Source organism: Pseudomonas sp., assembly GCF_035277045.1.
GTDB lineage: Bacteria > Pseudomonadota > Gammaproteobacteria > Pseudomonadales > Pseudomonadaceae > Aquipseudomonas.
On the sequence record NZ_DATELE010000091.1, the window covers coordinates 1 to 3,660 of the forward strand.

Consider the following 3,660-nt stretch of genomic DNA (forward strand, 5'->3'; position numbering starts at 1 on the left):
TGCCCGTGCCCGCGTGCTCGATGCCTCGGGGCAGGCCATCAGTATCGATCTGCCGTACCGTCAAGGACTGCGCATCCACTACTTTCGCGAAGTGCCGAACGAAAAGGTGATACCGGTGGAGGAGGCCATCCTGCATGCCGACGAGCACCTGGTGGTGGCCGACAAGCCGCATTTCCTGCCGGTGACCCCGACGGGGGAGTATGTCGAGCAGACTTTGCTGCGCCGTCTGATCCGCCGCCTCGACAACCCCCATCTGGTACCGCTGCACCGTATCGACCGGCACACCGCCGGGCTGGTGCTGTTTTCGGCGAACCCCGAAAGCCGCTCCGCCTACCAGTCGCTGTTTCCCAACAGGCAGATCGACAAGCGCTACCAGGCCATCGCCGGCGCCTTGCCGTCGCTTGAGTTCCCGTTGGTGCATAAAAGCCGGCTGGGGCATGGCGAGCCGTTCTTCCGCATGCAGGAAGTACCCGGTGTGCCCAACAGCGAAACCTTGGCCGAGGTGCTGGAGCGCAACGGTGAGTGGTGGCGCTATGGCCTGTCACCCGTGACTGGCAAGACCCACCAGCTGCGTGTGCACATGAGTGCCCTGGGGGCCGGGATCTGCAATGACCCGTTCTATCCACAACTGCGCAAGGTCGAGGATGACTACGCCAGGCCGCTCAAGCTGCTGGCGCAGAGCCTTCGTTTCAAGGATCCGCTGACCGGCGAGGAACGGTATTTCGAGAGCAGGCTGAGCCTGGAGTGGTGAGGTCCGGCATGACACCGCAGGTGCATGGCCCGAACCTCGCCCCTTGATCCCTACCGGTTGAACCGCTCCACCAGCGAGTACTGGCTGGTGGCGGTGCGGGTCAGTTCCTCGCTGAGCCGCGCCGAATGCTGCGCCTGCTCGGAGGTATGGTCGGCAAGCTCGGCGATGGTGGTGATGTTGCGGCTGATTTCATCGGCCACCGCGGTCTGCTCTTCGGTCGCGGCCGCGATCTGGGTGGTCATGTCGGTGATATTGGCCACCGCATCGCTGATGCCGACCAGCGCCTGGTCCGCCTCCATCACCCGGGCCACGCCTTCCTCGGCCTGGCGATGACCGGCTTCCATGGTTTGCACCGCGTTGCTGGCGGTCTGCTGCAACTTGGCGATCAGGCCATGGATCTGCCCGGTGGACTCCGCCGTGCGCTGGGCCAGTTGACGGACCTCGTCGGCGACCACGGCGAAGCCACGCCCCATCTCGCCGGCGCGCGCGGCTTCGATGGCGGCGTTCAGGGCCAGCAGGTTGGTCTGGTCGGCGATGCCCTTGATCACATCGACAACTCCACCGATCTCGTCGCTGTCGCGGGCGAGCTGGGTCACGGTCTGGCCGGTCTCGCCAACCGCCGTCGACAGGCGCTGGATGGCCGCACGGGTTTCCCCGGCGATCTCACGGCCTTGGCTGGTCAGGCGATTGGCCTGCTGGGTGGCATCGGCGGTGCGCTGCACGTGGCTGGCCACTTCCTGTGTGGTGGCGGCCATCTGGTTGACGGCGGCGGCGACCTGCTCGGTTTCCACGCGCTGGCGCTCAAGGCCGGTCGAGCTGTTGTGAGCGAGCGTGTCGGACTGGCGCGCCTGCTCGTTGAGATGCTCGGCGCTGTCCTGCAAACGTGTCAGGCAGGTCTTCATGCGCGCGTCCTGGCTGAGCATGGCCATTTCCAGGCGGGCCTGGACGCCGCGGCTGTCGGTGAACATCTGCGCGATAAGCGGGTCGGAGGTGGTCTGGTCGGCCAGGCGCAGCAAGCGCTTGAGGCCCCGTTGCTGCCAGCCGAGGCCCAGCAGGCCGAGCGGCACCGACAAGCCGGCCGCCAGGGCAAAGCCCCAGGAGTGGCCGATCCCGCTGCCGATGAGGAAGCCGACCTGGCTGACCAGAATGAACGGCAGCCAGTCCTGCAGCACCGGCAACCACCGGTCGCGGCGAGGTACCGCGGGCTTGTTCTGGTTCAGGCGCTGGTACAGCGCTTCGGCGCGGCGGATCTGCTCGGCGGTGGGTTTGACCCGCACCGACTCGAAACCGGCCACCTGGTTGTTCTCGAAGACCGGCGTGACGTAGGCATTGACCCAGTAGTGGTCGCCCGACTTGCAGCGGTTCTTGACGATGCCCATCCAGGGCTGGCCCTGCTTCAGGGTGCTCCACATGTGCTCGAACACCGCGGACGGCACATCCGGGTGGCGCACCAGGTTGTGCGGTGCGTGGATCAGCTCGTCCCGGGTGAAGCCACTGATGTCGACGAAGTCATCGTTGCAGTAGGTGATCACACCCTTGGTGTTGGTGGTGGAAATCAACCGCTGTTGGGCAGGGAAAGTCCGTTCGCGCTGGGTAATCGGTTGGTTGTTACGCATCTGCTGTTCAATCCGCAAGGCTTTCCACAGCTATCGGCACGTCCCTATATTTATTGAGGGTTATCGAGGGAAAATTTCTGCCGTTTTCCCTTGCCTGGCAGGCGCGGCGAAACGCCGCCCCCGCAGGCCGGGACGGTCAGGCAGCGATCAACTGCCGCAACACGTAGTGCAGGATGCCGCCCGCCTTGAAGTACTCCACTTCATTAAGCGTATCGATGCGACACAGCACCTGGATCTCCTCCTGCTGGCCGTCTTCGCGGGTAATGCGCAGGGGCAGGCTCATGCCAGGACGCAGGTGAGACTCGCTCAAGCCGAGTACGTCCACCCGTTCCTTGCCGGTCAGCGCCAGGCTCTTGCGGTTCTGCCCAGCCGTGAACTGCAGGGGCAGCACGCCCATGCCGACCAGATTGGAGCGGTGGATACGCTCGAAGCTCTCGGCCAGCACCGCCTTGACGCCCAGCAGATTGGTGCCCTTGGCGGCCCAGTCACGGCTCGAGCCAGTGCCATACTCCTGGCCCGCGATCACCACCAGCGGCGTGCCCTCGGCCTGGTAGCGCATGGCGGCATCGAAGATCGCCAGTTTCTCGCCGCTGGGCACGTGCAGGGTGTTGCCGCCTTCTTCGCCGCCAAGCATTTCGTTACGAATGCGGATATTGGCAAAGGTGCCGCGCATCATCACCTCGTGATTGCCGCGTCGCGAGCCATAGGAGTTGAAGTCCCGCGGTTCCACGCCCTTGTCGCGCAGGTAGCGGCCCGCAGGGCTGTCCGTCTTGATGTTGCCGGCAGGGGAGATGTGGTCGGTGGTCACCGAGTCGCCCAGCAGCGCCAGGATGTGCGCCTGGTGGACGTCGCCGATGCTCGGCGGCGGGCCGCCGATGTCATCGAAGAACGGTGGATGCTGGATGTAGGTGGAATCGTCCTGCCAGACATAAGTGGCGGCCTGCGGCACCTCGATGGCCTGCCATTGCTCGTCGCCCGCGAACACCTCGGCGTATTCCTTGTGGAACATGGCCGTGTCGACACGGGCCACGGCGTCGGCGATTTCCTTCTGGCTGGGCCAGATGTCGCGCAGGTAGACCGGCTCGCCATCGGAACCTGTGCCCAGCGGCTCGCTGGAAAGGTCGATGCGCACGCTGCCGGCCAGGGCATAGGCCACCACCAAGGGCGGCGACGCCAGCCAGTTGGTCTTTACCAGCGGGTGGACCCGGCCTTCGAAATTGCGGTTGCCCGAGAGCACCGACGCCACGGTGAGGACGGCGCTGCTGATGGCCTTTTCAATGGCGTCGTCCAACG

General features: G+C 65.1%; 3 protein-coding genes. 1 reads left to right on the forward strand and 2 read right to left on the reverse strand.

The window, feature by feature from the left end; genetic code table 11:
• Positions 1–751 (forward strand): pseudouridine synthase (locus VJS90_RS03665; protein WP_324119210.1); only part of this gene is annotated, 751 nt, incomplete at its 5' end.
• A gap of 50 nt (positions 752–801) precedes the next feature.
• Here VJS90_RS03665 and VJS90_RS03670 read toward each other — a convergent pair.
• Together VJS90_RS03670 and VJS90_RS03675 are read right to left on the reverse strand one after the other, a co-directional pair.
• Complete coding sequence (locus tag VJS90_RS03670; RefSeq protein ID WP_324119212.1) at positions 802–2,367, reverse strand: PAS domain-containing methyl-accepting chemotaxis protein; 1,566 nt, start codon at positions 2,365–2,367, stop codon at positions 802–804.
• Between the two features lie 136 nt (positions 2,368–2,503).
• The coding region (locus VJS90_RS03675) for an aconitase family protein (protein WP_324119215.1) at positions 2,504–3,660 on the reverse strand (1,157 nt) is incomplete at its 5' end.